Source organism: Qipengyuania sp. L-5Y (genome assembly GCF_056859455.1).
The window spans coordinates 409,237-434,484 of the sequence record NZ_JBSXOM010000031.1 but is presented as its reverse complement, the minus strand read 5'-3'; the positions used below and the strand labels follow the sequence as shown (position 1 = coordinate 434,484).

Sequence of the window (25,248 nt, the reverse complement as noted above, 5' to 3'; positions counted from 1 at the left end):
CACGAAAGGCTTGCTCGATGAAAATCCGCGTCCATGTCTCGCTAAAGCCCGGCGTTCTCGATCCGCAGGGTCGCGCCGTCCACCATGCGCTCGAAGGGCTCGGCTTTGCCGGGGTCGAAGATGTGCGTATCGGCAGGCTGATCGAACTCGATGTGGCCGACGGCACCGATGATGCGGCGCTCGCCGACATGTGCGAAAAGCTGCTCGCCAACACGGTGATCGAAAACTACCGCATCGAGAAGGTCGACTGATGGCTTTCCGCGCCGCCGTCATCACCTTCCCCGGGTCGAATTGCGATCGCGACATGGCTGTCGCCATCGAACGGGTTTCGGGCACTGCGCCGATCCGCGTATGGCATGGCGATGCCCATTTGCCCGAAGATCTCGATTTCATCGCTCTGCCCGGCGGTTTCTCCTACGGCGACTATCTGCGCTCGGGCGCGATGGCGGCGAACAGCCCGATCATGCAAAGCGTGAAGCGCCGGGCCGAACGCGGCGTGCCGGTCCTCGGTGTCTGCAACGGCTTTCAGGTCCTCACAGAAGCCGGTCTCCTGCCGGGCGCACTGATGCGCAACGCCAGCCAGAATTTCATCTGCCGCACCGTTGCGCTCAAGGTGGAAAACGACCGCTCACTGTTCACCAGCGGTTACGCAGCGGGGCAGACCATCGATATTCCCGTCGCGCACCATGACGGCAATTATTTCGCCGATGACGAAACGCTCGACATGCTCGAAGGCGAAGGGCGTGTCGCCTTCCGCTACGTCGAAAACTGCAACGGCTCGCAGCGCGACATCGCCGGTGTTCTGAACGCCGAAGGCAATGTGCTCGGCATGATGCCGCACCCCGAACGCGCCGTCGAACAAGCGCATGGCGGAACCGACGGTCTCGCCCTGTTCGAAAATGCCATCAAGACACTTGTTTCGGCCTGATCATACGTATGATTGACATGCGTATCGTCTGATTACGCGCTGATGAGGCGCTCGCCGCCTTGCCGGTCGAACAGGCGATGGACATCCTCGGCGGGCATCGGCCGGCCGAAGTAATAGCCCTGTATCTTGCTGCAACCCAGGTGCTGGATCAGCGCCGCTTCCTCAGCGTTTTCAACGCCTTCTGCGGTCGTCGTCATGCCCAGGCTATCCGCCATGGCTACCACCGCGCGGATGATCGCCAGCGATTCCGGGCTCTTCTGCGCGGCCCCCTGCACGAAGCTCCGGTCGACCTTGATCGTCGAGAACTTGAGCTTCCGCAAATACCCCAGCGACGAATATCCGGTCCCGAAATCGTCCAGTGCAATCGAGCATCCAAGCGCCATGCACTGCTCCAGCGCCTTGCGCGCCACGCCCCCGTCGCGCATGAAAATGCTTTCCGTAACCTCGATTTCCAGCCGGTGCGGCTCGAGCCCGCTATGCGACAGCGCACGCACGACCGTGGCGGCAAAGTCCGGTTCGAGCAGTTGCTCGGGCGACACGTTGACGTTGACCTTCACGTCCTTGGGCCATTCCGCCGCCGCTTCCCTGCACGCCTCCTGCAGGACCCACGTACCGATCGGCACGATCAGGCGCGTGTCTTCGGCGAGCGGAATGAATTTGACCGGGCTGACAAAGCCGTGCTCCGCGCTGTTCCAGCGGATCAAGGCCTCGAAGCTGACTATCGCCTCCGAATTGGCATCGACCACGGGCTGGTAATGGAGCTGCATTTCGTTGCGTTCGAGCGCGTGGCGCAGCGAATGTTCCAGCTGCCGCTTCTCCTCCGCATTCGCATGCAACGAAGGTTCGTACTCGCAGTGGATCCCGCCACCTTCATCCTTGGCGCGGTATAGCGCCAGATCGGCATTGCGCAGCAGTTCTTCCACGGTGCGCCCATCGCGGGGGCCACAGGCCGAGCCGACGCTTGCGCCGACATAAAGAACCTGGTTCTCGATCTTGTATGGCTCGGACAGCCGTTCGATAATCGCACGAGCCAGCCATTCGATACGGCTCCTGTCGGACGCATCCCGGATCACGACTGCAAATTCATCTCCGCCCAATCGGCCGCAAACCTCGCCTTCTCTAGTCAGAGGCTTCAAGCGTGCCGCAACCTCAGCCAGCATCTGATCGCCGACCAGATGTCCGAGCGAATCGTTGATGGCCTTGAAGCGGTCCAGGTCGATCATCAAACAGGCACAGCGGGACCGCCAGTCCGCCGAATACTTCAAGGCATCGCCCAAGGCTTCGTTGAGCATGCGTCGATTGGGCAACTGCGTAAGCGTGTCGTAGCGGGCGAGATAGGCGATCTTCTCTGACGATTCCCGCTGTTCGGTCACGTCGGACCCGACACCGCGGAACCCCTGGTAATTGCCGACATCATCCACAATGGGCGTACCTGACAATTCCCACCAGCGGTCCTGCCCTTCGATCGACACACGGATGGTGAAGTTCGAGAAGTTTTCCCGCCGCTTCAGCTTCTCGGCAAGCTCGTGAAGACTCTCCGGAAATGATCCCGTCTTCCAGCCACTGCCGGAAATGAGTTGCAGAAAGGATTGCCCCTCCACGTCGCGAGGTTCCTTGCCGAGCGCAAAGGCAAAGCGTGGCGATACAGCCTTGAGCCGCCGGCGCGTGTCGATCTGCCAAAGCCAGTCTGCCTGGCCTTCCTCGAATTCGCGCAGCAGCATGGACACCACTTCGCTTTTTTCCTGCATCGCCGTTTCCGCAATTCGGGCAGCTACCGCGACACGGGCGCTCTCGATCACCCCGAAAGTCGCCAGTAACGTCGAAATGAGGACGATGGCAGCGAGACTGAACTGAAACGTCACGATACTCGCGATGAAACCGCCAACGCCCGCTGCTAGGGCAAAGGCGATTGCACTGAGCGGAACGCTGAAGCGGCTTACCGTGGTGCCAAGGATCAGCATCGCGACAACGGCCCACACGATTTCCGTTTGAACCGGATCCGCAATGAAAGCACATATGATCATACCCAACGACCACACCGCCCCTTTCGCCGCCGCCGCAAAAGCATGAGACTTCATTTCAGCGACGGCCACGTACCGACTCTCGGCATCAGCCAGACGCATGTCTGCGCGAGCGGAGAAAACGACGGCTGCTAGCAAGGCACCAGCCCAGGCAACGATCACAAGAGCATTGACCGAGCTGAAAAGCCCGGCTGCGATCAGGATAAAGCCTGTGATGTGAAGTATAGCCCGCGCTCTTACACGTTCCCTGAGCAGGGCGTATTGCCGCCCATGAATGAGCGCCCAATCGCTGCCTTCGGGCGATTCGAGCCCGATGGCTTGGCGGATAGAGAGTGCAGTAGCACTCGTGTCCTGTCTGTTGGGCAGCTCGCTCACACGAGCACGGTTAGCCGCAAAACCTTATTACGCGGTAAAAACCCAAGCAGTAGGATCGAATGTCGATAAGTCACTCCACCGTCACGGATTTTGCAAGGTTGCGTGGCTGATCGACATCCGTGCCTTTGACGCAAGCGACATGGTAAGCGAGCAACTGGACCGGGATGGCGTATACCAGCGGTGCGATCAGGGGGTGAACTTGCGGCATTTCGATCGTCGCAAGGCATCCCTCCCCGGCTTCTTCTAAACCCTTGGCATCTGAAATCAGAACGATTTGCCCTCCCCGCGCGCGAACCTCTTCCATATTCGAGACTGTCTTTTCAAACAGGGGTCCCGACGGCGCGAGAACGATCACGGGCACCTCGCTGTCGATCAGCGCGATCGGCCCATGTTTCATCTCGCCACTGGCATAGCCTTCGGCGTGAATGTAACTGATTTCTTTAAGTTTTAAGGCGCCTTCCATCGCGAGTGGAAAGTCCTGACCACGCCCGAGATAAAGTACATCGCGTGCCGGCGCGATCAGATGAGCCATGCTGGCGATATCATCATCGTGATCGAGTGCGGCATTAAGCGCAGCAGGGGCTTCTAGCAGATGACCGACGACTGCCTGTTCCTCCTCGCGGCTCATCAAGCCTTTCTTGACCGCCATATGTGCAGCCAGAGCTGCAAGGACAGCCAATTGACAACTGAAGGCCTTCGTCGATGCGACACCGATTTCCGGTCCGGCATGGGTCGGCAAAAGGAGATCGGCCTCGCGCGCCATCGAACTTGTCGGCACATTCACGATCACGCCGATTGTCTGACCGTTTTCCTTGCAATGACGCAGAGCCGCAAGCGTATCGGCCGTTTCTCCGCTCTGGGAAATGAACAGCGCGAGGCCGCCTTCCTCAAGCACCGGTTCGCGATAGCGGAACTCGGAAGCCACATCGATGTCGACCGGAACCCGCGCGAACTGCTCGAACCAGTATTTCGCAACCATCCCTGCGTAATAGGATGTTCCGCAGGCAACGATGGTGATGCGCTTGATGCGCGAAATATCGAAATCGAATTGTGGCAGGGCGACCGAATTATCCGATTGGCGTAGATAGGAACCCAGCGTCTGGGCCACCACCGTCGGCTGTTCGAAGATCTCTTTCTGCATGAAATGGCGATAATTGCCTTTTTCCACGGCTGCGGCCGACGCACCCGAGTTGCGAATTTCACGTGTCACCGCAGTATTTTCCGCATCGTAAATCGACGCGCCATCACGCGTGACCACAACCCAGTCGCCTTCTTCGAGATAGCTGATTTCCTGCGTGAGCGGCGCAAGCGCCAGCGCGTCGGAACCGATGTAGGTCTCGTTTACGCCATACCCAACGACAAGCGGGGATCCTCTACGGGCACCAATCAGAATGTCTGGATGATCGCGGAATGCTATCGCGAGCGCAAAGGCTCCACGCAGACGGGGCAGAACATCTGCAACAGCTTCCTGAGGGCTGTGGCCGGTTTCAACGAGCCTTGAAACAAGATGCGCCACCACCTCACTATCGGTGTCGCTCTCCAGAGTACGACCTGCATCGCGCAGTTCGGCGCGCAGTTCCTTGAAGTTTTCGATGATCCCGTTGTGAACGAGCGCTACGTGCTCGGTAGCATGTGGATGGGCGTTCTTCGCGGTCGGCGCCCCGTGCGTTGCCCAGCGAGTATGAGCAATTCCGATCTCGCCCGGGGCCGGATTGTCCGCCAATTCCGCAATGAGGTTGTTGAGCTTGCCTTCGGCTCTACGGCGAACGAGCGCGCCCTCGTGTATCGTGCATATCCCGGCGCTATCGTATCCGCGGTATTCCATCCTGCGCAAACCATCGACGAGGCGCTCCGCCACGGGTTTGTTGCCGACAATACCGATAATTCCGCACATGGATCGCATTCTCCGATAAGCGCTGCCGGGGCAGACTTAGCGGTTCTCACTGTGCAATCAATCGGCGCAGTCGATGTTTCGCCCGCAGGGCACTCTGCTGCAGGTCAGACACCGCGTTGCAACGGCCAGCCATTAGGGAAAAATCAAGGTTTCCATTTTATTCACCAAGCTTCGAGACACGGGCTTTGCCGCGAATGGGCAGGGTTGCGCCAGGCGAATCAAGAGATACCTCGGGGGTTACCGACAATGAGCGCATTCGGACGGAAAAACGGACCGGCAGGAATGGGTGCCGGTGCGCGTCCGCAATTTGGCGTAGCGAAACCCATGCGTGGAGGTACAGCCACGCCTGAGCAGTCGAAGGATTCCGGATCTTCGGGCGGCGAACAATTCCCGCCCCTTCCTGCAAACGCGCCAACGGCAACTGGCATGTCAGCCGGCAGTAGCGACGCGATGTCCCGCCTGGACGAGCGCATGAACACCACCCACTCTGGCGAGAGTCAGGTCGGGGGTTTCGAAGCAAGCGTTCACAAGATTAAAGAGCAGGTCCTCCCGCGCCTGCTCGAACGCGTGGACCCGGAAGCCGCCGCCACCTTGTCCAAGGATGAACTGTCGGAAGAATTTCGTCCGATCATCATGGAAGTGCTGGCCGAGCTGAAGGTTACGCTCAACCGCCGCGAACAATTTGCGCTCGAAAAAGTGCTGGTCGACGAGCTGCTGGGATTTGGCCCGCTCGAAGAGTTGCTGAATGATCCCGACGTGTCGGACATCATGGTGAACGGACCCGACCAGACATATATTGAGAAGAAGGGCAAACTAATCATCGCGCCGATCAAGTTCCGCGATGAAACCCACCTCTTCCAGATTGCCCAGCGTATTGTGAACCAGGTCGGTCGCCGCGTCGATCAGACCACGCCTCTGGCCGACGCGCGCCTCAAGGATGGATCGCGCGTCAACGTCATCGTGCCGCCGCTCAGTCTGCGCGGCACGGCCATTTCCATTCGTAAATTCTCCGAAAAGCCGATCACGCTCGACATGCTCAAGGACTTCGGTTCGATGAGCGAAAAGATGTGTACCGCATTGAAGATCGCGGGCGCATGCCGGATGAACATCGTCATTTCGGGCGGCACCGGTTCGGGTAAGACGACCATGCTCAACGCCCTGTCGAAGATGATCGACCCAGGCGAGCGCGTTCTCACTATCGAGGACGCGGCCGAGTTGCGCCTGCAGCAGCCGCACTGGCTGCCACTCGAAACCCGCCCCCCGAACCTTGAGGGCCAAGGCGCCATCACCATCGGCGATCTCGTGAAGAACGCCCTGCGTATGCGTCCGGACCGTATCATTCTCGGCGAAATCCGTGGCGCGGAATGTTTCGACCTCCTCGCCGCCATGAACACCGGCCACGATGGCTCGATGTGTACGCTCCACGCGAACAGTCCACGCGAATGTCTCGGCCGTATGGAAAACATGATCCTGATGGGTGACATCAAGATTCCGAAAGAAGCCATCTCGCGCCAGATTGCGGAATCTGTCGACCTCATCGTGCAGGTGAAGCGCCTTCGCGATGGTTCGCGCCGCACCACTAACATCACCGAGGTGATCGGGATGGAAGGCGATGTGATCGTTACCCAGGAACTGTTCAAATTCGAATATTTGGACGAGAGCGAAGATGGCAAGATCTTGGGCGAATTTCGCTCGTCGGGCCTGCGCCCCTATACGCTCGAAAAAGCGCGGCAATTCGGCTTCGACCAGGCTTATCTCGAAGCCTGTCTGTAACGGGTACTGATCACTATCCCCGCAAGATTACCGGGACGGATAGTGCCAGCAGACCACCTCCGAACACAGCCAAAACCAGGAAAAGCCCTGTCCATGGCATCCAGCCTACGCGGTTGATTTCGCGGCGCCTGGACCTGCGCCGCTCCATCAACATGCAGATCAATGCGATCAGCAGGAAAGTACCGCCCCAGAACGCGGCGAGTTCGGCATCGCTGGCAAAAAGAAGAAAGTCGGGCTCGGCCATGGCGCGAGCATATGGATATGCTGCGGCTCAGGTTCAATTGCCTCGGGAACCGGTTGCATCATCTCCCGTTCTGTACCCGGAACCCAATCAGGGCGCCTTTTCGGGAAGGAAGAACCATGATCAAGAAAATCCTGCTTGCACTCGGCATCACTTCGATGACGCTGACCGCCGCAGCCTGCAACACCGTTCGCGGTGCCGGTGACGATCTCGAATCCGCCGCAAACACGGTGGACGACGAAATCTAAAGGCCTGACCACCTCACATCGAGAGCGCCCGCCACTGGCGGGCGTTTTCATTTGGGGTGGGGAGCGGGCCTGTAGACCAGCATAAGGTTGTTCGCGGGCATTGGGTGCCGCGCGGTACGGTGAAGGCGTTCGGAGCGTGCCAGATCATCCAAATCGGAAATCTGCCGGAGGCCCCATTCGGGGTTATGTGCTTTGAGGCTGGCGTCGAATTCGAGGTTCGAGGGCGCCGTGTCGGTGTCGTTCTCGATATAGGGGCCATAGAGGATCAGGGGGGCGTTGCCGGTCAGGATACGCCTTGCTCCGGCAAAGAGGCCTTCGGTCGCCCTCCATGGGCTGATGTGAACCATATTCACGCATAGGATGGCGTCTGCATTTCCAACAGGCCAGGGGGGCTGGGATGCGTCGAGTTGGATTGCGGGCCGCAGGTTGGCGAGCTTTGCTTCGCTGGCCCACGCGTCGATCGACTCCACCGCTTCCTGATCGAAATCGCTCGGCTGCCAGGTCAGTTCGGGAAAGCGGCTGGCCATGAACAGGGCGTGTTCGCCCGTGCCGCTGGCGATTTCGAGGACCAGTCCGCTGGCGGGTAGTTCCTGCGCCAGCACGTTGGCAATCGGTCCCGAATTGCGGGCCGTAGCGGGTGCATGACGTTTCAATTGACCTGCCTGTCCCGCCCTTGCCAGTAAGGGGCCCGCAGCTCGCGCCGCAGGATCTTGCCGCTGGCGTTGCGCGGCATTTCCGGAATGAGATCCACCGTCTTGGGCACCTTGAAACCGGCCAGCCGCTCGCGCGTGAAGGCAATGACGTCGTCGGGATCCAGCACCTGGCCCGGCTTTGGCACCACACAGGCCTTGACCGCTTCGCCCCAGGTTTCGTCGGGTACGCCGATCACCGCAACCTCTCCCACCGCCGGATGACCGTAGATCGCGCTTTCCACCTGCGCCGGATAGACGTTCTCGCCGCCCGATATGATCATGTCCTTCATGCGGTCCTGAATGTACACATAGCCATCCCGGTCCATATAGGCGGCATCCCCTGTATGCATCCAGCCGTCCTTGAGCGCCGCCGTCGTCGCGTCTGGAAGGTTCCAGTAGCCAGCCATGTTCGAGGGGCTTTTGCAGATCAGCTCGCCCACCTCGCCGATGGGTAGTTCCTCGCCGTCGTCACCCACCACCTTGAGCTCTGCGCCCGGAACCGCCCTGCCCGCCGATTTCATGCGCTCGTTGCCTTCGAGACAATGGTCCTCCGGTGGCAGCATCGCGATCGTGCCGGTTGTTTCCGTCATGCCATAGCATTGCAGAAAGCCCGCATCCGGAATGGTCTGGACGGCTTCGCGTAGAAGATCGAGGGGGATCGGTGCAGCGCCATACATGACGTATTTGACCCCCGACATATCGGTATTCCTCGCGCGCGGATGGTGAACGACCATCTGCAACGCGGCCGGGACGATGAAGAGCCGGGTGATCCCCTGTTCGAATCCGTCCAGCACGCCATCGGGTGTGAATTCGGCCTGCACAATTCCGCGTATGCCGGCAGCCAGCGCCATGATCCCCAAACCGGTTCCGCCGATGTGCGCGCATGGCATGCAGATGAGGATTGCTTCATCATCATCCCAGCTCGACCATGGTTGGGCCGCCTCTTCCGCCGGCTGGCGTAGCGAAAAGAGATTGGCATTCGTCAGGACCGCGCCCTTGGGATTCCCTGTGGTGCCAGACGTGTAGAGCTGGAGGACTGCGTCCTGAGGCCCGGCCCCTATAAAATCGTCGGCGGGTGCAGAAGCAATTTCGGCCTGCGCACCGCGCGTATCGATTACTTGGGGTGGGCTTTCCATCTGGCTGCAAGCCAGGGCAGCAAGATCATCGAACCCTTCCCCGGTAAACAGCAGCCGCGCCCCGGTGTCTTCGATGATATAGGCGATCTCCGGTGCAGCCAGTCGCCAGCCGATCGGGACCATGACCACGCCCATGCGCGCAGCCGAATAGAACAGTTCGAAATAATGGCGCGCATTCTTGCCCAGCCAGGCAATCCTGTCGCCCTTGGCCAGCCCGTGCGTTCGCAGCATGGAAACAATTCTGCGCGAGCGCTCCTCGAGCTGAGAAAAGGTCAGCGCATCGCCATCCTGTTCGAGCGCAACCTGATCCGGTTTTTCAAGCGCCCAGTGGTGGATGAGCTCATCGAATGTGAGCTTTTGCGTTTCAGTCATGAAGCCTCTCCGCTTTTGACAGCTTTTGCAGCATCATGCCATCTCGGTTGCTTCGTGCAACCTGTTTCGCGTCACTTCCAGCGACCGGCTGACCGGGCGCGTTTTTCCCGAATTACGAGCCATAGAAACAGTCCAACCGGCCCGGCCATGAAGGTGGCCACCAGGATCGGTGCCTGGACAAGCCGGGAGAAGTTCTTCGCGTCGGCATCGCGCGCGATCCACAAGCCGGCGAAGAGGTCGAAGGCGAGGTAATGTATCCACCCGATGGTCACACCTCCATCGCTGGCAAAAATCGCGCGTACGCCTTCGATCGTCGAAAAGCTGGCCGAGCCGCTTGAGCCACCCGGATCGAACGTTTCAGTAAGGATGCCCACGAGCCCGACGAGATACGCAAAGCTCAACAGGCCGACCCCTGCGTAAAGGACAGCAGCCAGCAATGCCGGCCAGCGCGGAAGCAGTATCAATCCGGCCCACATGGCCATGGCGAGCAGGTTCGCAGTGCTGAAAACCGTATCCCACATGCCGGATCTCCTTAGGCTCTAAGTCGCGTCGTGTTCGATCTGCGGTAACGTCTTCGCTGCGCGCAGTATGCCGTCATTGTCATGGACGAACCGGCCCCTCGCCGCCCGTTTGGCAAGCGCAAGCGCAGCCTGGGCGACACTGTCGGCCCTTATTGCGCGGAACCGGCGGTAGCTGCCGTGCAGCAGGAGGTTGCCCAAAGGCGCCGCCGCGATACCAAACCGTTCCGCTGGACGGCGATCGCCCTCGCGCTTTCCGATCAGAAGGCCGGGCCGCAGTATGTCCAACCGGCCGAAGCGCATCTTGGTCAGTTCCCGCTCGACCTCACCCTTCACTTTCAGATAGAACTTGCTCGACATTGGATCCGCGCCTGCAGAGCTGACATGGACGAAACGTTCTACATCCAGTTTCCTGGCAGCCTGCGCGGTTTCCAGAACCAGATCATGATCGACGGCGCGGAACGCCGCTTCTTCCTCGCCAGCTTTCTTCCACGTCGTACCCAGCGCACAAATCAGAGCCGTGGGCCGTATCGCCTCGATTACTTCGCCCCACTTGGCAGGTTCAGCGACGAAAAGTTCCATCCGAATACCGCGAGGCAACTTCATTTCGCGCCGCGCAATGCCCGTCAGGCGAACGTCCTCGCGCCCGATGCACTGACCGATAACCGTCGTGCCGATCAGCCCCGTTGCGCCGATCAACGCGATGCGGATCGTATCAGACATTGCTCAGTCCCTCAGGGGCACGACCGTAAATGCGCCGACACTGATCGATGGCATAACGATCGGTCATACCCGCGATGAAATCGGCGATATGGCGGCTGCGCTCCGGTTCCTGTTTCGGCAGCGATGCAAGCCACGGTGAAGGCAGATTGGTTTCATCCTGATGGTAGGCTGCGAACAGGCGGGCAATGACGTCCCGGGCATGTTCAGCCGTCGCGATCTGTTCATCGTGATAATACAGCCGATCGTACATGAACCGCTTGAGCCTACGCTCGTGCTCGCGCATCGCCGGAGTGAAAGTGGCCAGTTGGCGCCCTGCTGTGCGCACTTCGTCGACGCTCATGATCCCGCTGGTCTGCGCGCGGGTTTGCGTGATCACGTCGTTTACCATCAACCCGATCTGCGTCCTGACGAGCTCGCGCTGCTGGCGATCGCGCGGGGCGTGAGGAAACCGCCGTTCGACTTCGCGCCATTGATCGGCAAGCCAGTCGAGCGAGAGCAGATCGTCGAGCGAGAGGAAACCTGCGCGCAGACCATCGTCTATGTCGTGATTGTCATAGGCGATATCGTCCGCAACAGCGGCGACCTGCGCTTCGAGCGAGGGCCAGGTCGACAGTTCGAGGGAAAACGCCTGATCGATTTCAGCAAGCGCCCAGCTGGGAGCCGCCACGGGGCCGTTGTGCTTGGCCAGACCTTCAAGCGTTTCCCACGTCAGGTTCAAGCCATCGTGGTCGCAATAGGGACCTTCGAGCCGGGCCAGGGTGCGCAGGCCCTGAGCATTGTGATCATAGCCGCCCGCATGGACCATTGCCTGTTCGAGCGCTTTTTCGCCTGCATGTCCGAAAGGCGGATGTCCGATATCATGCCCGAGACAAAGCGCCTCCGTCAGATCTTCGTTAAGGCCCAGTTCGCGTGCGATTACCCGACCGACCTGGGCCACTTCCAGACTGTGTGTCAGGCGCGTGCGGTAGTGGTCACCATCCGGTGCGATGAAGACCTGCGTCTTCGATCGCAGGCGCCGGAATGCGATGGAATGGACAATCCGGTCGCGGTCACGCTGGAATTCGCTGCGGGGGCCGCGCGAACCTGCTCGTTCCTCGGGAAACTCGCGCCCGCGACTTGCGGCGGGATCGGATGCGTAGGGTGCTGTGTGCATGCGCGGCGACGCTTAGGTCAGCGGCAGGGGGGCGACAACGTGAACGAAAAGCGAACCCGGCGGATTTTCGGCAGGTTGTGCGGCGCAGAGGCCGGGTTCGTCGTCCGGATCAGGTCAGGACAGAATCCAATCCGCCGCAGCCCGGCAGTGAATATCGGTGGAATTGTAGACCGGGAGCACGTTGGCGTCGGTATCGACGACGAGTTCGAGTTCGGTGCAGGCGAGCACGATGGCTTCCGCCCCTTCTTTTTCCTTCATCGTAATGATGGTCTTGAGCGCGCGTTCGGCATCGCGTGTGACCCGGCCGAGCATGAGTTCCTTGTAAATGATCCCGTCGACGAGTTCGACATCACCCTGATCGGGCGCGAGCAGGTCCACGCCATGCGAAACGAGACGCTGGCGATAGAAGCTTTCCGTCATCACGAAACGGGTACCCAGAAGCGCGGCGTTCTTGCAGTCGTCTTCCTCCATCGCCTTGCCAACGCAATCGGCGATGTGGAGCACCGGAATGGAGACGGCTTCGGTCAGGCGATCATAGACCTTGTGCATCGTATTGGCTGCCATGACGAGCCCTTCGGCTCCGCCAGCTTCCAGCCGCCGGGCAGATTCTACCAGCGTCGAAGCGATGCTGTCCCAATCGTCGGCGTTCTTGGCCGCCGCGATTGGCGCATAGTCCAGACTTTCGATCAGCATCGGAGGGCTCGCCATCGGCGGCGCCTTCTTCTGCACGATTTTATTGATCCGTTCGTAATATGCCCGAGTGGAAATCCAACTCATGCCCCCGATAATGCCGAGTTTCCGCAACCGTCCGTCCTTTTCCGCCCTGAAATCAACCTGATCGCAGTTTGCCCACGTATCAGGGGGTTAGAACGGGTTGCGCCAGAGGCGGTTCCATCGCTTTTCGATGCTTCTGCGCCAGTGTGTCCAAGAAGGCCCAAAACGAGGTATTCCCGCCAGCAGACGAGCGTGCGAACGTCACGGTGTCATCCGTGCGATCCAGCGTCGTACTATATCCAGCCCGTCGTCATCGACTGTGGATTTGCCAAGCTCGGGCATCGCAACACCGGGCTCGGCGCTGGCCATGCGATAGGTCAGGATGGATGTGTCGGGCGAACCCGGCACGATATCGAACATGTGGCCGCCAGCCCCGCGACCGGCGGCAACCGGGCGTTTGCCGATCCCGATCGCATCCGGTGACTTCTGTTCCCAACGCAGGTCCAGCCCGCTGTTGGAAGCTGTCGCATCGGGCTGATGGCAATGCGCGCAATTGACGTCCAGATAGCCACGCGCGGCATCGGCCAGATCCGCACTCTGGCGCAATTCCCAGATCGGCAACTGGTCCGATCCATCCGGGACCGCATCGAGATAGGCCGAGGCGACCATTTTGCCGAGCCATTCGCGCGACAGGTTTCGCGCCTTAGGTCCAATCGGAGTAACCGCACCGCCGAGGCCATGGCATTCCTTGCACTGGTTCTTGTTCGGAACGCGGTAGCTGATAGCCTCCCCGCCCAGTGTCGTGACATCGACACGCGCGCCTGCAATGGCCAGCCGCGCCTCGGTCTGTTCGTCATTCCAGACGTAAGGCAGTGCCAGCCAGCCATCCGCGCGATGCAGCAGCACACGCGTTTCGATCAGGCGGCGCCCGCCATCCTGATCGAATGCGAAAGTCTTGATCAGCGCCCCTCCTACGGGAATGTCGACCAGTCCTTCGCCTTGCGCCTTCATCGCTGCGCCATCGGGCAGATAGACGAAACGCAGTTTTTCGGCGCCGTCCGAATAGAGGGGTGTATTGAGCCGGTAAGGCGTGACCCCCTGCCCCGGTTCCTGTTCAGTCTGGTTTTCGAAGAAGCCGAAGTCGGACAAGTTCTGCGGCAAACCCTGCAGCACCGCCGCATCGTTCACCTGTGCGCGCGAGTTTGCCGGATGGAGAAGTTCCGCCCGCACCGCAACGGACCCGGCCAGCGTGAGGCATGCGCTGGCGAGCAGGGCGACAGCCGGTTTCATGCCCCCAGCCGGTCGTCCAGTTCGGCGGGCGCGCCAATGCCGTTTCTGTCGAATTCGCCAGTCGGCGCCGCAACGGTCAACGGCCCGGGCTTCGCCGCATCGAGCCCCTTGCCCACTTCGGTGAGATTGAGGCTCCAGCCGGAGGTATCCTCGACCGCGGTCACGGAGCCAAGCCCATCCCATAGCACCGGCGGCAACTCGCCCCCGAACGCGCCGAGCAACATCTCCGCCCCGTCGAGCTGAGGATCGTAACCGCCGCCGTCATAGAGGTTTTCGCCGATCACGACGTCGCGCGGAAGCGGGTTGTACCGCTCGTCGTCGAAGCTCTGGGTGTAAGCGATGACCATGATCGGAGCCGTCGGATTTCTCGAAAGGATGTTGTTCTCGATAAGGACCTTGTCATTGGCCATGATCAGGATGCCGGTGCCCCGGCGCACGCTCGCGACGATGTTGCCGGGAGGGGCAAAATTGGGCGTGTCGTTCGCGACCACGAGATTGTTCGCCACGATCACATTGCCGCCGCCCATGACCGGTAGCGCCGGCAGATCGAACACCAGAATGCCGCCGGTGTTGCGCGTCGCGACGTTATGTTCGACCAGGGCATTGCGGCTGTTCTCGATCTCGATCCCGGCCACATTCGCCTCGGCGATCGAATTGCGCACCGTGATGCCGTTCGATTGGCCCACATAGATGCCGGCATCGGATGCCCCGGTGACCTTCACGCCGTCGATCAACACCCCGGTGCTTTCGACGGGATAAATCCCGTAGGCCCCGTTTTCCGCGTGCGGGCCGCGCGTCCATGTGACGCGGATGCGGTGATAGACGATATTGTCGGCGCCCTTGGACTTGATACCGTCGCCCTTGGGGTTTTCCAGCGCGAAATCGCGCAGGGTTACGTTGTCGCTGGTGACCAGCAGCCCTTCGCCCGAACCCTGCTGGCCGGTGAAATCGAGGACCGTGCCGTCCATTCCCGCACCGCGGACGGTGACATTGTCGACATCGAGGCTGAGGCCATCGGTGACGGTATAGCGGCCCGCCGCAAGGACGATCTCGTCACCGGGCTCTGCAAGGATGAGCGCCTCCTGCAAGGCCTTCTGAGCGTCTTCGCCCGGGGCGACATTATGTGTCGCGGCGAATGCGGGCATTGCACAAGCGAGCAATGCAGCGGCAAGCGGCAGTCTGATGGTCATGAGTCTCTCCCTTGCAACGCATTGTGGCGCAAGGTCGAACGATTGCAAGCGTCTCAGCCGGCCCCGAAAGCGCATATGGCAGCGGACGTGGCGGAAACTTCCAGCACTTCGGGGTCGTCCACGCGGCGTACCCGCTCGAGAAACTCGGCGATGTTCAGCGGAATATCCGCTTCGCCTTCCTCGGGCCGGAGGCTTTCGAGCTTGCGCAGCTGGCCGATCGAAAGCCGGTCCGCCATGCGGCCTGCCATGCACTCTGCCATGGGCTGGGGCAGTCCGGCAGCCACCATTTCATCCTCGAGCCTGTCTTCCACCGAGCCCTGGAAGCCGCCGCCAACGGTGGCCCACAGGATCAGCCCGGCGATGACCAGAACGGCAAGAATAATCGCGACCCGTTTCATGTCAGTCGAGCGCCTTCACGATTTCTTCGACCATCTTCTTGGCATCGGACAGCAGCATCATCGTCTGGTCCATGTAGAACACATCGTTATCGACCCCGGCATAGCCCACGCCACCCATCGACCGCTTGATGAAGAAGACCTGCTTGGCCTTGTCCACGTCGAACACAGGCATGCCATAGATGGGCGAAGACTTGTCGGTCTTGGCCGCCGGATTGACCACGTCGTTGGCCCCGATGATGAAGGCGACGTCGGCCTGTGCGAATTCGGAGTTGATGTCCTCCAGCTCGAACACGTTCTCGTAGGGCACCTGCGCTTCGGCGAGCAGCACGTTCATATGCCCCGGCATGCGTCCGGCGACGGGGTGGATGGCGTATTTCACCTCCACGCCCTTTTCCTCGAGGACGTCGGCCATTTCGCGCAAGGCATGCTGCGCCTGCGCCACCGCCATGCCATAACCGGGGATGATGATGACCTTTTCCGCCTGTTCGAGCATGAAGGCAGCATCCGCCGCGCTGCCCTGCTTGTAGGGGCGCTGCTCCTTAGCCTCGCCGCCGCCGGCGCCGCTGTCGTCCGCTCCGAAGCCGCCCGCGATCACCGAAATGAAGCTGCGGTTCATCGCGCGGCACATGATGTAGCTGAGGATCGCGCCCGAAGAGCCGACCAGCGCGCCGGTGATGATCATCGCCGTATTGCCGAGCGTAAAGCCCATCGCCGCTGCCGCCCAGCCCGAATAGCTGTTCAGCATCGAGACCACGACCGGCATGTCCGCCCCGCCGATGGGGATGATCAGCAGGAATCCGATGACGAAGGCGAGGACCGTCAGCCCGACGATCAACGGTAGGGTTTCGGCAGGGCTGGCCACGGCGAAGAGCGCGGTGAGCACGATGATCGCCGCGAGTACGCCGAGATTGATGACATGGCGTGCTGGCAACAGGATCGGCGATCCACTCATCTTGCCGCTGAGCTTGAGGAAGGCGATCACCGAGCCGGAAAATGTGATCGCCCCGATGGCAATGCCGAGGCCCATCTCGACTTTGCTCACCGCTCCGATGCCGGTGTCGATCAGCAAGCCGAATGCACCCGGATTGAGGTAGGCCGCCCAGCCGACCAGCACCGCGGCAAGACCGACGAGCGAGTGGAACGCTGCAACTAGCTCGGGCATCGCGGTCATGGCGATGCGGCGGGCGATGGCGATGCCGATGATTGCGCCGATAGCGATGGCGATCAGGATCTCACCGAAGGAAGCCCAGTCAAGCGCGATCGGACCGTCACACAGCACAGCTAAGGTGCTATCGCCACCCTGAACAATCTGAAGTTCGTCGGGGCATCCGGAATTCCAATCAACAGGAAAATGCGTCACCAGCGTCGTCACCACCGCGATCAGCATCCCGACCATGCCAAAGCGATTGCCTGTCCGGCTCGTTGCGGGCGACGACAAGCCGCGCAGGGCGAGGATGAAGAACACACCCGAGATGAGGTAAGCGAGCGCCACCCAGGGGTTTACCGGCTCGCCGGTCGAGGCCGCCGCCGGGGTCGCGAGCAGCGCGAAGGGTGCGGCTAGGAGAAGATGGCGCATCACTTCTTCTCCTTCTTCTTGTACATCGCCAGCATCCGCGCCGTCACCGCGAAGCCGCCGAAGATATTGACGCTGGCGAGTACGATGCCGAGCAGCCCCAGCCATTTCGCGCCCGGCACGTCGGCCGCCGCCGCCGCGATCAACGCACCGACGATAATGACCGAAGAGATCGCGTTGGTCACCGCCATAAGCGGCGTGTGCAGCGCGGGCGTGACCGACCAGACGACGTAATAGCCGACGAAGCATGCCAGCACGAAGATCGACAGGATGCTTATGAAATCCAAGGCGACGTCCCCTTCCCTCTTTGTCCCTGCCTTATTGCAAGCAGGGCATGGCAAGTCGAGCGCCAAACGAACTGGGCCGCGAATGCTCGATGCATCCGCGGCCCCGCTATTCGATACAGGTCAAATTACATCGAGGGGGTCAGCACACCGTTGACCACGTGGATCACGCCGTTCGACTGCATGACGTCGGCTTGCGTCACCGTAGCCGAACTGTTGTTCATACCTTTGATCATCACATTTCCGCCCTGCATGGTGAAGGTGAGCGGATCCCCTTCGACCGTGGTCAGCGTTGCCGTGCCGTTACCAGCGCGGATCCGCTGCATGAGATCGGCAGCCGTGATGCGTCCGGGTACGACATGATAGGTCAGCACCTTCTGCAAGGCAGCACGATTGCTGTCCATCATGAGCGAATTGAGCATGGATTGAGGAACGCGCGAGAAGGCTTCGTCGGTGGGTGCGAATACGGTGAACGGTCCGGGCCCGGAAAGCGTATCGACCAACTGCGCCTGCTTCACTGCAGCTACCAATGTCGTGTGAATTGGCGAATTTACCGCGTTTTCGATGATGTTCATCGTGGGGTACATTGCCGCACCGTCCACGTAAGCCACCTGTTCGTCCATCGCCATGTTATCGCCCATGCTCATGCAGCCGGCCGTGGCGACGCTCATCGCTGCGAGAGCGGCGAAGGCGAATTTCTTAGGATAGTTCATAGTGGGATGCTCCTGTTTCTACAGGAACAGTTACGCGGCCATGTGCAGATCGGATGCACTTTTATTTTGAAGGAGTCGCGGGAAGCTCAGCCTGCCAGTCTGGAGTTCACGACCTTGTTGTCTTTTGTCAGCCGAACGGCATCGCCGATTTCTTCGTCCAGCACGGGACGTCCCATCTCCTTGTCCCAGAAAGCGGAGAGGAAATTGTAGAGGTTGCGCGCGAATAACGCCGAGGCATCAGCAGCGAGATGATTGGCGGTGTTCGCGTAGCCAACGATTTTCACACCGTGCTTCTCTACCGTCTGGTCAGGCACCGAACCTTCCACATTGCCGCCCTGCGCCACGGCGAGATCGAAGATCACGCTGCCCGGTTTCATGCTGGCGATCTGTCCGTCCGAGATCAATCGCGGCGCAGGCCTGCCCGGGATAAGGGCAGTCGTAATGACGATGTCCTGCTTCGCGATGTGTGCGGAAACCAGTTCGGCCTGAGCTTTCTGGTATTCTTCGCTCATCTCGGTGGCATAACCGCCCGAACCTTCGCCCTCGATCCCGGCGACATTTTCGACGAATATCGGTTTCGCACCCAGCGATTGAATCTGCTCCCTGGTCGCGGAGCGTACGTCGGTTGCACTTACCTGTGCGCCGAGCCGCTTTGCAGTAGCGATTGCCTGCAAACCGGCCACCCCCACACCCATTACGAAAACCTTGGCCGCCTGAACGGTACCGGCAGCGGTCATCATCATAGGAAAGGCACGGCCATAGGTATTCGCGGCAGTAAGTACTGCCTTGTATCCGGCGAGGTTCGACTGGCTCGACAAAACGTCCATGCTCTGCGCACGCGTGATGCGCGGCATGAATTCCATGCTCAAGGCTTCCAGCCCCGCCGCCGCATAGGCCGCAACCAGTTCGCCATTACGGAACGGATCGAACGTCGCTGCAACCCACGCGCCGGGTTTCGCACCCGTTAGCTGCGTCGGATCGGGGGCCTGAACGCCGAGGACGATATCGGCCCCGCTGATAACATCGGCCGAGGTGCCGACTTCGGCCCCCGCCTCGCGATACGCATCGTCGGTGATCGAGGCGCCGAGCCCGGCACCTTGTTCGATTGCGACCGTGGCCCCGAGCGCAGCGAACTTCTTCGCCGTTTCGGGTGTCAGCGCCACCCGGCTTTCACCGGGAGCGCGTTCATTCATCACCGCGATGCGTAGCGCCATGCGCCTAGTCTGAAATCAGAATGACGACGAACAGGGCAATCAGGGCAATCAGCGGCACGGACCATTTGAGCGTACCAATAAAGGAGCCGTAAGTCCTGCTGTGCGCCTTCATGTCGTTGGCGGAGTCCATCTTTCGTATTCCCATCATGGAGTTTGATATTGAAGTCGATCTATCGCGGTGGTGCGCGCTGCTCAACCCCGCTGTTGCCAAATACCGCTTGGAACAGCCTTAATTGGCAATTAACCCGCCGCGCGTAAGACATATGCGAACGGATATGTACCATGTCCGGGGACCGAGGGAGCATTGCGAACCAAGATGGCAACACAGGAACCACGCCTGCTGATGCTGATCAACGACGAACCGGCGCAGAACCGGCTCGTCGCAACCCTCGCCGCACGCGCAGGCTGGCGCGTCGTCAGTTTCACGAGTGGCGAAGAAGCGCTCGAAATGCTGGCGTCTCCGGAATCTGATCAGGTCCACGCAATACTGTTCGACAAATGGACCGACGGAAATGCGCCGCGCGACCTGATCCGCGAATTGCGCGATGCGCGGCCAGATACGCCTCTTCTGGCGCTGACTGCCGACAATTCACCGCTGTTCGCGGTCGAGGCCATGCGGGCGGGCGCGACCGATTTTCTGGTCAAACCGCTCGGCCCCAATCGCCTGCTGCAGGCGCTCGACAGGGCGGATCATTCCGAACTACCCGACGCCGAGCTTCAACCCCTGGCAGAGAAACTGCCGCACCCGGTCGATTTCGATGCCATGGTCGGTTCGGCGGCACCGTTCCGTACCGCGCTGGCCAAGGCAGCCACTGCTTCGCGCGGCCACGCCCATGTGCTGGTCGAGGGCGAGCGCGGCACCGGCAAGGACATGCTGACGCGGGCAATGCATGCCGCCAGTACCCGGGCCAAGGCGATCATGCGCGTCGTCCATTGCGGAGGAATGCCTCCCGCATCGCTCGAATCGCTGCTGTTCGGACACGAAAAGGGAGCCTTTGCGGGAGCGTTCGACCGCCAGACCGGGCTCATCGAATATTGCGATGGCGGAACACTGATCCTGGTCGATGTCGATCGCCTCCCCGCAGACCAGCAACAACGGCTTGCCGGCGTGCTTGCCAGCGGCATCGTTCGCCCAACGGGCGCCTCCCATGGCTTCAAGATCGATCTGCGTATCTTTGCCACCTCAACGCTTCCGCTCGACAAGCTGACGGCGAATGGCGAGTTTTCGAAGGAGTTGTTCGAACAGCTTTCCGCCACGCGCATCCGCCTGCCGGCGCTGCGCGAACGGCTGGGCGACATACCGGCGCTGACCAGGTATTTCCTCAGCCTCATCGGTGAGCGGCCCGGCCTCAAACATCATTCTATCGCAGACAGCGCGCTCAGCCTGCTCGAAGCCTATGACTGGCCGGGAAACATCCGCCAGTTTCAGGCTGTGCTGTTCCGGGCCTGCGTGTTCGAACAGCGCGAAGCCTTGACCGCGCACAGTTTCCAGAAGCTGGCCGCCCTGATCGGCGACAAGGCCGACCGCGGCGAGAGCCGGGCCCGGGGCCTGGGTGTCCTGCTGTACACCGAAGACGGACATGTCAGGCCACTGGAAGAGATCGAGGCCGATATCATCCGTCTCGCCATCGGCCATTATCGCGGGCGCATGACCGAGGTGGCTCGCAGGCTCGGCATCGGCCGCTCGACATTGTATCGCAAACTCGCCGAACTCGGGATCGACGACGCCGCCTGATCGACTCGTAAGAGAAGCGATCAGCCGGGCAGGTCGGCGAAATCGGTCAGCGCCGCATCGCGCAGGCCCCGCCATACATTGCGCGCCTGGACCGTTTCGGCGACGTCGTGCACGCGCATGATCTGAACGCCTGCATCCATGCCTTTCACCGCCAGCGCGACGCTGCCGCCAAGTCGTTCGCCAGCCTCTGCCTCGTTCGAAAGTGCACCGATCATTCGCTTGCGGCTGGCGCCGAGCAGGAGCGGGTGCCCGAGCGCGTGGAACAGGGGCAACGCGTTCATCAAGGCGAGATTGTCCGCCAGGCTCTTGCCGAAGCCAATGCCCGGATCGAGCAGGATATTGCGAGCCTCGATCCCCGCCGACAGCGCCGCATCGCGTCGCTCGCGCAAGGCGTCGAACACGTCGAAGACGACGTTGGAATATTCCCCGCCGTGGTGGAGATCGTCCCCGTCCGCACCCGGCGCGTGCATAAGGACGACCGGACAACCGGCCTGAGCCACGACCTCCGCGCTGCGCGGATCATACGCGAGGCCGGATACATCATTGACCAGATGCGCGCCCGCCTCCAGCGCCGCCTCCATCACGGCAGCCTTGCGCGTATCGATGCTGACCGCGGCGCCCATGCCGACACAGGCTTCGATGGCCGGCACGATGCGGTCAATCTCGTCCCCTTCCCAAAGGGCCTTTGCACCCGGGCGGGTACTTTCGCCGCCGATATCGATGATCGCAGCGCCCGCCTCGACCATAGTGGCCGCGTGATCGCGCCCCGCCTCGCGGTCATCGAGGAACCGGCCCCCGTCGCTGAAGCTGTCGGGTGTCGCGTTGAGGATGCCCATAATTTGCGGCTGGTCGAGCCGGATCGTTCGTGCGCCAAGCTCCAGGGGCGGCTGCGCAAGCGCGAGATTGGACCACTGCATTTCGGCCTCCGCCGCGCACTCGTCCGGCAACCGACCCAGGATTTCGGCCATGCTATCGGGAGCTGCCAGCCAGCGCTCCGCCACAACGCCATCGCGGCGCAGAACGACGGCAAAGCGACTGGCATACACCATGCTGCCCGCAAGCCGAATCGCATTGCCATGCTCGCTCTGCGGACCCGAGACGAGACCGACGGGCCGGATATAGACAGTGTCACTCATTCAGCTTTGTCCCTCAAGACCTGAGACATGGACCGGGTGTTACACTTTCTAAGCACATAAACCGCGGCAGTGACGGATGATTTCATAAGACCTTCAGCAGGTGTTTAACCGGGGCGCCGTACGAAGCGCGTAAGTCTACCTGTTAGCGCTAAGTCACAACGTAGGACAGGCGAAAGGTCGCGAGATGAGCCAAACTCCCGCATAATTCCAAAATCCGCGAGGGTTCTGCGTAAAGCGCGGATAGGGACTTTTCTTCGATTAAAATGCGCGCGGAAGACTGCTTTGAAATAATTGACATGAAAAAAACGACCCTTGGCAACAAACCAAGGGTCGCATTTCGCTTTGATTTACATCGAGATTAGTCTCGCGTGCTTAGTACGTTACAATCAGTAATACACGACTTCATGCATAATATCGTTCACGCCGTACGTCATACCAGCCATATTCATAGCAGACATCTCCGGGGGTCCAGCCATATCAGCAGCGCTTACCCCCTCAAAGATGGCCATAAGCGTGCCGTCTACGAACATCTCCGCCCCGGCAGTGCCATCTACGAACAACACCTCGTTAGGGTTGCTTTCAAACTGGATGCTATCTTCAAGGTAGTTGAAATCGGTCACCGTATCGATGCCGGCTTTGTCGCTTGAGGGATCGAAGACGAAGATGTCCGATCCGGCGCCGCCGGTCAGCATATCGTCACCATTGCCCCCCACCAGGATATCGTTTCCGCGGTCGCCATGGAGTTGATCGCTCCCGTTCCCGCCGAAGAGTTCATCGTCCCCGCGTCCGCCGAAGAGCACATCGTTACCGTTCGCACCTTTTATGATGTCATTCCCCGCATTTCCGAGAAGGACGTCATCTTTACCACGACCGGTAATCACGTCGTCACCGGCGTTGCCGGCAATCACGTTTTCTACTCCAGCGATACCGATGATCTTGTCATTGCCTGGCGTGCCGGAAATCTGCAGCGGCAGTTCCTCGCCATCTATGATGAGCGTTGTCGATTTCGGAGAATTCCGGAAATCGGTGCCTGAGAGTGCCGTCACCGCATCGGTACCTTCGAGCACCACAACCGTAGTTCCATCGAAGGTAACAAACGTATCGCCGTCAATCTCTTCGAAGACCACTTTTATGCCCGCCACACTGGTGAGCCGAAGCGTATCGCCAGAAGAGAAGTCAGCAATCGTATCGATCCCGTCTCCGGTAAATTGACCATCAATGACGAAGGTATCGTCACCTTCACGACCCATCATATAGTCGCTGCCGCCGTTGCCAGTCAGGACATTGTCAGCGGCATTGCCCAGCAGAACATCATTTCCCGCACCACCAGTGGCGTTCTCGATCACCACACCATTTGCAATGGTGTAACCGCCAAATATATCGTGGACGAAAGACACCACACCGCCACCTGTTGGCGTATAATCGATAGTTGCGGCGAGAAGGTCGATCTGCGCATCGCGTTCACCTTCATAACGAATTTCGTCGGTACCAGCGGAATCCCAGATGGTTTGATAGAATGTTCCCGGCGCATTTATATCGCTCAGGGTGTAGACATCGTCACCCGTGGCTCTCTCGGTCACGCCATAACGCGCCTGCAATGCGGCGATATCGAACGCGCTTAGGGTACCGGTCCAGCCATAGTCAGCATCACCTGCTGTATTTCATACTCATTCCAGCCATAGGAATCGCCACCGGCGCCAAAGTTGTTCCCGGCCTCGCCGAAGTAGACATACGCTGTATTGGTCCAATCGAAGGTTACATTGGCCGCCGAATCCCAAAGAAGCGATTCCAGCGGATCGAGATTGGCCAGATCCTGTGTTGTCGAGGTGATGGAGTATCCACCCGTCCATGGCGCATAAGAGAAAGCATCTAAATAATAGACGCCCGATTCTTGCGCCAGAAAGCTCACCTTAGAATTTATGTCGGTTGGAAAACTGATGTCGTCATTTAAGCTGATCTGATTCCCCTGGGAATCATAGATCACCATTACCGGATCGAGTTCTCCCGGGAACAAAGCGGAGTAATCGGACGCGTAATCCGCGCCTCCTGCCAGTTCAAATGTGTAAATCGTCCCTGCTTCCGCATAAAAGGAAAAGGTATCGACCTCAGAATAACCGGGCCCATAGACTACGCCGGGGCCTTCATCGATGAAACCGTAAGTCACCCCGCCCAAATTAAGAGCAGCTGACGTTCCAAACGTATCGCCAACGACATCCACTCCGGGATCGACGACGACATCCAGCGTGTACCCCCCAGAAAGACCGGAGTCCGGATAAGCCTCCGCTACGATATAATACGTGCCGGTCGAACCGGCAGTAAGCGTGAGAAGAGAGAAGGCACCAGCCCCACCATCGTCATCGAAATCGACAAGGTTGAATTCGCTATCGTACACAGACAGGAAAGTGTCTGCGAGCGGCGCGCTGCCCGACCCATAAAGCGAGAACAGGTAGCTCTCACCGCCCGTAAGCGACAACTCGTAGACATCAAAGTCGCCAGGCCCAATGGAACCGTCAACGAGAATATCACTCGCATTGCCGATATTAGCAGAGGTTCCAAATAACGCGGTGAGTGAGTTGGTTGCCTGATAGCTGTCATAAATGGTTGAAGGGGCTGGCCCGAACTTGGTTTGCCCGGAATATACCGAATACCAAAACTCGCCATGCATCTCCATGCCGTGAGGCAAACTCTTCTCATGCGTGGCAGGATCAAAACCAAAATCAGCTTCGTGGCTACCACTATGGGCCGCTGATCCGCCGCCGCCCATGTCTAGGTGATCATGAAGGCTAGTCGAGAAATCGCGCATTATATCCCCCTATGGTAACTGCCAACCGGCTGGGATTAGCCGTCGAGGGAAGCGAATCCTCTTCGGACAGTGAAACAATGCAAGCACAATTCTTTCACACTTGCAATATGGTTAGCATTGCGTT

Annotated in this window: 25 protein-coding genes; 5 read left to right on the top strand and 20 right to left on the bottom strand. The window is 60.0% G+C overall.

What is annotated here, in order from left to right:
- The first annotated feature begins 17 nt into the window (after positions 1-17).
- Together purS and purQ are read left to right on the top strand one after the other, a co-directional pair.
- The gene (gene purS / locus AC13F2_RS13005; RefSeq protein WP_103024892.1) at positions 18-251 is read left to right on the top strand and encodes a phosphoribosylformylglycinamidine synthase subunit PurS; all 234 of its coding nucleotides are present in this window, start codon (positions 18-20) and stop codon (positions 249-251) included.
- Positions 251-928 carry a phosphoribosylformylglycinamidine synthase subunit PurQ gene (purQ, locus tag AC13F2_RS13000; RefSeq protein ID WP_301642464.1) on the top strand — a complete coding sequence of 226 codons (678 nt, stop codon included), beginning with the start codon at positions 251-253 and terminating at the stop codon, positions 926-928. Before purS ends, purQ begins: the two co-directional genes overlap by 1 nt.
- A 32-nt stretch (positions 929-960) precedes the next feature.
- On the opposite strand, the gene AC13F2_RS12995 is transcribed toward purQ, so the two are convergent.
- Positions 961-3,324 carry a putative bifunctional diguanylate cyclase/phosphodiesterase gene (locus tag AC13F2_RS12995; RefSeq protein ID WP_482965432.1) on the bottom strand — a complete coding sequence of 788 codons (2,364 nt, stop codon included), beginning with the start codon at positions 3,322-3,324 and terminating at the stop codon, positions 961-963.
- Between the two features lie 70 nt (positions 3,325-3,394).
- Positions 3,395-5,218, bottom strand: coding sequence for a glutamine--fructose-6-phosphate transaminase (isomerizing) (glmS, locus tag AC13F2_RS12990; RefSeq protein WP_482965431.1), 1,824 nt, complete (start codon positions 5,216-5,218; stop codon positions 3,395-3,397).
- Positions 5,219-5,464: 246 nt separating this feature from the next.
- Here glmS and AC13F2_RS12985 point away from each other — a divergent pair, with 246 nt between their 5' ends.
- Positions 5,465-6,991: a TadA family conjugal transfer-associated ATPase gene (locus AC13F2_RS12985; RefSeq protein ID WP_196846568.1), complete on the top strand. Its 1,527-nt coding sequence runs from the start codon at positions 5,465-5,467 to the stop codon at positions 6,989-6,991.
- Positions 6,992-7,004: 13 nt separating this feature from the next.
- Here AC13F2_RS12985 and AC13F2_RS12980 read toward each other — a convergent pair whose 3' ends face one another.
- Positions 7,005-7,235, bottom strand: a complete 231-nt coding sequence (locus AC13F2_RS12980) for a hypothetical protein (RefSeq protein WP_482965430.1) — start codon at positions 7,233-7,235, stop codon at positions 7,005-7,007.
- A gap of 116 nt (positions 7,236-7,351) precedes the next feature.
- Between AC13F2_RS12980 and AC13F2_RS12975 the strand changes: the two genes are divergently transcribed.
- The gene (locus tag AC13F2_RS12975; RefSeq protein ID WP_255407954.1) at positions 7,352-7,480 is read left to right on the top strand and encodes a hypothetical protein; all 129 of its coding nucleotides are present in this window, start codon (positions 7,352-7,354) and stop codon (positions 7,478-7,480) included.
- 47 nt (positions 7,481-7,527) lie between these two features.
- Here the strand turns inward: AC13F2_RS12975 and AC13F2_RS12970 are convergent, their stop codons facing one another.
- The 14 genes from AC13F2_RS12970 to AC13F2_RS12905 form a co-directional block, all read right to left on the bottom strand.
- Positions 7,528-8,133 (bottom strand): DUF938 domain-containing protein, encoded by a 606-nt coding sequence (locus tag AC13F2_RS12970; protein WP_482965429.1) that lies wholly within the window; start codon positions 8,131-8,133, stop codon positions 7,528-7,530.
- Positions 8,130-9,680, bottom strand: coding sequence for a fatty acid--CoA ligase (locus AC13F2_RS12965; protein ID WP_482965428.1), 1,551 nt, complete (start codon positions 9,678-9,680; stop codon positions 8,130-8,132). Before AC13F2_RS12965 ends, AC13F2_RS12970 begins: the two co-directional genes overlap by 4 nt.
- A gap of 71 nt (positions 9,681-9,751) precedes the next feature.
- On the bottom strand, positions 9,752-10,201 hold the full coding sequence (locus AC13F2_RS12960) for an ABA4-like family protein (RefSeq protein ID WP_482965427.1): 450 nt from the start codon (positions 10,199-10,201) through the stop codon (positions 9,752-9,754).
- 18 nt (positions 10,202-10,219) lie between these two features.
- Entirely contained in the window at positions 10,220-10,921 is a 702-nt protein-coding gene (locus tag AC13F2_RS12955) for an NAD(P)H-binding protein (protein WP_482965426.1), read from the bottom strand.
- Complete coding sequence (locus tag AC13F2_RS12950) at positions 10,914-12,074, bottom strand: deoxyguanosinetriphosphate triphosphohydrolase (protein WP_301642456.1); 1,161 nt, start codon at positions 12,072-12,074, stop codon at positions 10,914-10,916. Before AC13F2_RS12950 ends, AC13F2_RS12955 begins: the two co-directional genes overlap by 8 nt.
- 114 nt (positions 12,075-12,188) lie before the next feature.
- On the bottom strand, positions 12,189-12,878 hold the full coding sequence (locus tag AC13F2_RS12945; RefSeq protein ID WP_103022664.1) for an aspartate/glutamate racemase family protein: 690 nt from the start codon (positions 12,876-12,878) through the stop codon (positions 12,189-12,191).
- Positions 12,879-13,049: 171 nt separating this feature from the next.
- Entirely contained in the window at positions 13,050-14,078 is a 1,029-nt protein-coding gene (locus tag AC13F2_RS12940) for an SO2930 family diheme c-type cytochrome (RefSeq protein ID WP_482965425.1), read from the bottom strand.
- Positions 14,075-15,268, bottom strand: coding sequence for a parallel beta-helix domain-containing protein (locus AC13F2_RS12935; RefSeq protein WP_103022662.1), 1,194 nt, complete (start codon positions 15,266-15,268; stop codon positions 14,075-14,077). Before AC13F2_RS12935 ends, AC13F2_RS12940 begins: the two co-directional genes overlap by 4 nt.
- Positions 15,269-15,321: 53 nt before the next feature.
- Complete coding sequence (locus AC13F2_RS12930; RefSeq protein WP_221597771.1) at positions 15,322-15,666, bottom strand: hypothetical protein; 345 nt, start codon at positions 15,664-15,666, stop codon at positions 15,322-15,324.
- 1 nt (position 15,667) lies between these two features.
- A complete protein-coding gene (locus tag AC13F2_RS12925; protein WP_482965424.1) occupies positions 15,668-17,242 on the bottom strand; it encodes an NAD(P)(+) transhydrogenase (Re/Si-specific) subunit beta in 1,575 nt (524 codons plus the stop codon).
- The gene (locus AC13F2_RS12920) at positions 17,242-17,526 is read right to left on the bottom strand and encodes an NAD(P) transhydrogenase subunit alpha part 2 (RefSeq protein ID WP_006833497.1); all 285 of its coding nucleotides are present in this window, start codon (positions 17,524-17,526) and stop codon (positions 17,242-17,244) included. Before AC13F2_RS12920 ends, AC13F2_RS12925 begins: the two co-directional genes overlap by 1 nt.
- Before the next feature lie 125 nt (positions 17,527-17,651).
- The gene (locus tag AC13F2_RS12915) at positions 17,652-18,236 is read right to left on the bottom strand and encodes a fasciclin domain-containing protein (protein ID WP_482965423.1); all 585 of its coding nucleotides are present in this window, start codon (positions 18,234-18,236) and stop codon (positions 17,652-17,654) included.
- Positions 18,237-18,322: 86 nt separating this feature from the next.
- On the bottom strand, positions 18,323-19,450 hold the full coding sequence (locus AC13F2_RS12910; RefSeq protein ID WP_482965422.1) for an NAD(P) transhydrogenase subunit alpha: 1,128 nt from the start codon (positions 19,448-19,450) through the stop codon (positions 18,323-18,325).
- 4 nt (positions 19,451-19,454) lie between these two features.
- Complete coding sequence (locus AC13F2_RS12905) at positions 19,455-19,580, bottom strand: aa3-type cytochrome c oxidase subunit IV (RefSeq protein WP_196846581.1); 126 nt, start codon at positions 19,578-19,580, stop codon at positions 19,455-19,457.
- A 186-nt stretch (positions 19,581-19,766) separates the two neighbouring features.
- Between AC13F2_RS12905 and AC13F2_RS12900 the strand changes: the two genes are divergently transcribed.
- Positions 19,767-21,185 (top strand): sigma-54-dependent transcriptional regulator, encoded by a 1,419-nt coding sequence (locus tag AC13F2_RS12900; RefSeq protein ID WP_103022658.1) that lies wholly within the window; start codon positions 19,767-19,769, stop codon positions 21,183-21,185.
- A 20-nt stretch (positions 21,186-21,205) separates the two neighbouring features.
- Here AC13F2_RS12900 and folP read toward each other — a convergent pair whose 3' ends face one another.
- From folP to AC13F2_RS12885, 3 genes are all read right to left on the bottom strand, one after another.
- On the bottom strand, positions 21,206-22,321 hold the full coding sequence (folP, locus tag AC13F2_RS12895; RefSeq protein ID WP_482965421.1) for a dihydropteroate synthase: 1,116 nt from the start codon (positions 22,319-22,321) through the stop codon (positions 21,206-21,208).
- 386 nt (positions 22,322-22,707) lie between these two features.
- A complete protein-coding gene (locus tag AC13F2_RS12890; protein WP_482965420.1) occupies positions 22,708-23,901 on the bottom strand; it encodes a calcium-binding protein in 1,194 nt (397 codons plus the stop codon).
- 38 nt (positions 23,902-23,939) lie between these two features.
- Positions 23,940-25,124 (bottom strand): PPC domain-containing protein, encoded by a 1,185-nt coding sequence (locus tag AC13F2_RS12885; RefSeq protein WP_482965419.1) that lies wholly within the window; start codon positions 25,122-25,124, stop codon positions 23,940-23,942.
- Positions 25,125-25,248: the final 124 nt, after the last annotated feature.